Source organism: Dyella sp. 05T440 (assembly GCF_056395965.1).
The window spans coordinates 1-3,510 of record NZ_JBFTKN010000028.1; the positions used below are offsets into that span (position 1 = coordinate 1).

At 53.8% G+C, this 3,510-nt stretch carries 2 tRNA genes and 2 rRNA genes; all 4 read left to right on the forward strand.

Annotation, left to right across the window (positions count from 1 at the left end):
• Nucleotides 1–136 (forward strand): 16S ribosomal RNA (locus AC1DE1_RS20750); the annotation flags it as partial.
• A 154-nt stretch (nucleotides 137–290) separates the two neighbouring features.
• A tRNA-Ile gene (locus AC1DE1_RS20755) sits at nucleotides 291–367 on the forward strand.
• A 66-nt stretch (nucleotides 368–433) separates the two neighbouring features.
• A tRNA-Ala gene (locus AC1DE1_RS20760) sits at nucleotides 434–509 on the forward strand.
• A gap of 70 nt (nucleotides 510–579) precedes the next feature.
• Nucleotides 580–3,441, forward strand: a 23S ribosomal RNA gene (locus AC1DE1_RS20765).
• Nucleotides 3,442–3,510 lie beyond the last annotated feature (69 nt).

A 3,510-nucleotide genomic window follows, 5' to 3' on the forward strand; every position in this document is an offset into this window, starting at 1 on the left:
CACACCATGGGAGTGAGTTGCTCCAGAAGCCGTTAGTCTAACCGCAAGGGGGACGACGACCACGGAGTGGTTCATGACTGGGGTGAAGTCGTAACAAGGTAGCCGTATCGGAAGGTGCGGCTGGATCACCTCCTTTCGAGAACGACATCTTTCTTCCCCGCAAGACGTCCACACAAGACACCTGCATTTTTACGCGACATCCGTGTCGCGGAAAGCGATCATCGCGCGCTTCGTAGCTTTGCTGCTACGGATCGTGTTTCGCTTTTCGTGAACGACGGAAATGATTTCCCGGGTCTGTAGCTCAGGTGGTTAGAGCGCACCCCTGATAAGGGTGAGGCCGGTGGTTCGAGTCCTCCCAGACCCACCATCACCGGATTTTGCCGAGTCATCGGCAAGAGCCCGACCATCCCTGGTCGGACTTCTCACAAAGTCTGGGGCCATAGCTCAGCTGGGAGAGCACCTGCTTTGCAAGCAGGGGGTCGTCAGTTCGATCCTGACTGGCTCCACCATTGTCGACGTAAAAATGGCAGCGCACACATAAGATTTTAGAAAACGAGGCGGCATTGAGGCCGTTCTTGTGTTCATTGAAAACGTAAACGAGTGACAAGCGTCTTGGTTCGAAACCGAATCGAGATGTGTCGTTGAGGCAATTAAGCGAACGCGTTGTTTGGACAGTACGATGATTATCACCTCGTAAGTAGTACTGCATGATGAATACATAGTCATGCAGAGCGAACCCGGGGAACTGAAATATCTAAGTACCCGGAGGAAAAGAAATCAACCGAGATTCCGTCAGTAGCGACGAGCGAACGCGGACTAGCCCAAAAGTTTCTAGTGTTTTAGCCGAACGGTTTGGAAAGGCCGGCCATAGCGGGTGATAGCCCCGTAGGCGAAAGGGCATTAGAGATGAAATTGAGTAAGGCGGGGCACGAGAAACCCTGTCTGAATATGGGGGGACCATCCTCCAAGGCTAAATACTCCTGACTGACCGATAGCGAACTAGTACCGTGAGGGAAAGGCGAAAAGAACCCCGGAGAGGGGAGTGAAATAGACCCTGAAACCGTATACGTACAAGCAGTGGAAGCCCGCAAGGGTGACTGCGTACCTTTTGTATAATGGGTCAGCGACTTACTGTCAGTGGCAAGCTTAACCGTATAGGGGAGGCGAAGGGAAACCGAGTCTGAATAGGGCGCATAGTCTCTGGCAGTAGACCCGAAACCGAGTGATCTATCCTTGGCCAGGTTGAAGGTGCGGTAACACGCACTGGAGGACCGAACCCACATCTGTTGCAATAGATGGGGATGAGCTGAGGATAGGAGTGAAAGGCTAAACAAACTCGGAGATAGCTGGTTCTCCTCGAAAGCTATTTAGGTAGCGCCTCGTATGAATCTTCCTGGGGGTAGAGCACTGTTATGGCTAGCGGGCCATCGCGGCTTAGTAAACCATGGCAAACTCCGAATACCAGGACAGAATGTACGGGAGACACACGGCGGGTGCTAACGTCCGTCGTGAAAAGGGAAACAACCCAGACCCGCAGCTAAGGTCCCCAAGTTATCGCTAAGTGGAAAACGATGTGGAAAGGCATAGACAGCCAGGAGGTTGGCTTAGAAGCAGCCACCCTTTAAAGAAAGCGTAATAGCTCACTGGTCGAGTCGGTCTGCGCGGAAGATTTAACGGGGCTAAGCGATACACCGAAGCTCGGGGTGCATTACGCAAGTAATGCGCGGTAGAGGAGCGTTCCGTAAGCCTGTGAAGGTGGATTGAGAAGTCTGCTGGAGGTATCGGAAGTGCGAATGCTGACATGAGTAACGATAATGGGGGTGAAAAGCCCCCACGCCGAAAGCCCAAGGTTTCCTCGCGCAACGTTCATCGGCGCAGGGTGAGTCGGCCCCTAAGGCGAGGCAGAAATGCGTAGTCGATGGGAAGCAGGTTAATATTCCTGCACTTGTCTGTAGTGCGATGTGGGGACGGAGAAAGTTAGGTCTACCGGGCGTTGGTTGTCCCGGGGAAAGGCGGTAGGCATGAAGCGTAGGCAAATCCGCGCTTCTTTATGCCGAGCACCGAGACGAGTCCTATTGGACGAAGTGACTGATACTACGCTTCCAGGAAAAGCCACTAAGCTTCAGCTACAGAGAAACCGTACCGTAAACCGACACTGGTAGGCAGGGTGAGAATCCCAAGGCGCTTGAGAGAACTCGGGTGAAGGAACTAGGCAAAATGGCACCGTAACTTCGGGAGAAGGTGCGCCCTCCGACGTGGTCACATGCGTGACTGAGCGTTAGAGGGTCGCAGTAACCTGGCCGCTGCGACTGTTTATCAAAAACACAGCACTCTGCAAACACGAAAGTGGACGTATAGGGTGTGACGCCTGCCCGGTGCTGGAAGGTTAATTGATGGGGTCAGCCGCAAGGCGAAGCTCTTGATCGAAGCCCCAGTAAACGGCGGCCGTAACTATAACGGTCCTAAGGTAGCGAAATTCCTTGTCGGGTAAGTTCCGACCTGCACGAATGGCGTAACGACAGCGGCGCTGTCTCCACCCGAGACTCAGTGAAATTGAAATCGCTGTGAAGATGCAGCGTTCCCGCGGCAAGACGGAAAGACCCCGTGAACCTTTACTATAGCTTTACACTGAACGTTGAGTTCTTCTGTGTAGGATAGGTGGGAGGCTATGAAACCGAGACGCTAGTTTCGGTGGAGCCATCCTTGAAATACCACCCTGAAGTGCTTGACGTTCTAACCTAGGTCCGTAATCCGGATCAGGGACCGTGTATGGTGGGTAGTTTGACTGGGGCGGTCTCCTCCCAAAGAGTAACGGAGGAGCACGAAGGTACGCTCAGCGCGGTCGGACATCGCGCACTGTGTGCAAAGGCATAAGCGTGCTTGACTGCGAGATCGACGGATCAAGCAGGTACGAAAGTAGGTCTTAGTGATCCGGTGGTTCTGTATGGAAGGGCCATCGCTCAACGGATAAAAGGTACTCCGGGGATAACAGGCTGATACCGCCCAAGAGTTCATATCGACGGCGGTGTTTGGCACCTCGATGTCGGCTCATCACATCCTGGGGCTGTAGCCGGTCCCAAGGGTATGGCTGTTCGCCATTTAAAGTGGTACGCGAGCTGGGTTCAGAACGTCGTGAGACAGTTCGGTCCCTATCTGTCGTGGGCGTTGGAGATTTGAGAGGGGCTGCTCCTAGTACGAGAGGACCGGAGTGGACGTTCCGCTGGTGTTCGGGTTGTCATGCCCATGGCATTGCCCGGTAGCTACGAACGGAAGCGATAACCGCTGAAAGCATCTAAGCGGGAAGCGCGCCTCAAGATGAGATCTCCCGAGACTTCGAGTCTCCTTAAGGCACCATCAAGACTAGGTGGTTGATAGGCGCGGTGTGGAAGTGCAGCAATGCATTGAGCTTACGCGTACTAATGAGCCGTGAGGCTTGACCATATAACCCCAAGACGCTTTGTTTAACGCGCTTCCTGCGCGAGTAAAAGCGGCCATCCATGGCCGCACTCC